This window comes from Streptomyces sp. NPDC002130 (genome assembly GCF_040296465.1).
In the GTDB taxonomy this organism is placed as follows: Bacteria; Actinomycetota; Actinomycetes; order Streptomycetales; family Streptomycetaceae; genus Streptomyces.
The window spans coordinates 1-1,053 of record NZ_JBEOXI010001239.1; the positions used below are offsets into that span (position 1 = coordinate 1).

Here is a 1,053-nt window from a genome sequence, read left to right on the forward strand (position 1 = left end):
CCGCCGTGGGCGGTGTGATGGGCCGCTGGCCGCAGATCGTCGGCGAGGACGTGGCCAAGCACTGTGTGCCGGAGAAGTACGACGAGGACGTCGGGGATCTGTTGGTCGGCGGCGATGCTCAGCGTCATCACGACGAGGTCCCGGGCAGAGTCAACCTCCACCGACTCGACGTCGCCGACGGTGACTCCGCGATAGGCCACTTCCGAACCCGGAGCGATTCCAGCCGCGTTCTCCAATTCGACGGTGACCGAGAATGTTCCGGTGAAGGGATCGCCAGCACCGACTTGCCGGAGTACGTACGTCGTGCTGACCACCGCGATGAGGAGAAAGGCGACGATCTCGAAATAGACGGTTCGGTTCTTCATCGCGTTCCTCCTTGCAGGGGTGTCGTCATCGGCAGTTCCCGATCGGAGTCGGGCAGAGGTGGCAGTGGCGGTGCGGCGCCCGGAATTATCTCGTTGAGCACTCCGGTCACGGTGCCCTCGACATCGACGTCGAGGTCGATGTTCACGTAATCACCCGGGCTGGCGCGCTCGAGGAGCACTCTCGCGTTGTCCAGGTTGGCCATCGTCTCACCCAGTGTCGGGCCCATTGCCGAGAACTGGTCGAGGATAGGTGACAGTCGTCCGGTGATCTCGGAAATCTGGTCGGCCGACTGGTCGAGTACGGAATTGGTTGCGGTACTGAGTCTGTCGGTTTCGTCGAGTAGATCGAGGAGCGGTTGTCGTTGGTCGGCGATCACGCCCAATGCGGGTGTGAGTGTGCGCAAGCCTTCGTCGATGGTGGCGCTCTCGTCGCCGATGAGAGCGCTCAGCCGATTCAGCGAGTCCAGCGCCGAGTTGATCGATTCCTTTCGGTCTTCGAGTGTCCCGAGAAAAGTGTCCAGGCGCCCAAGTAGATCGCGGATCGTCTCTTCCCTGCCGTCGAGAATCTGATCAGCCTCGCTCACGATGGTCTTGACCTGTGCCAACCCACTGCCGTTCAACAAAGTTCCGACGGCGCCGAGTAGTTGTGCGACGTCGGGTCCGCGGACGGTCTCCGAACGCTCGATGG

1 protein-coding gene and 2 pseudogenes are annotated in these 1,053 nt (G+C 62.1%); 1 reads left to right on the forward strand and 2 read right to left on the reverse strand.

From position 1 onward, the window contains the following. Window positions 1-119: pseudogene (locus ABT116_RS49920) on the forward strand (DciA family protein); the annotation flags it as partial. Between the two features lie 18 nt (window positions 120-137). On the opposite strand, the pseudogene ABT116_RS49925 reads toward ABT116_RS49920, so the two are convergent. Then, window positions 138-365 (reverse strand): annotated as a pseudogene (locus ABT116_RS49925) (MlaD family protein); the annotation flags it as partial. Next, window positions 362-1,053 (reverse strand): MCE family protein (locus ABT116_RS49930; RefSeq protein WP_351648399.1); only part of this gene is annotated, 692 nt, incomplete at its 5' end. The pseudogene ABT116_RS49925 and the gene ABT116_RS49930, both read right to left, overlap by 4 nt.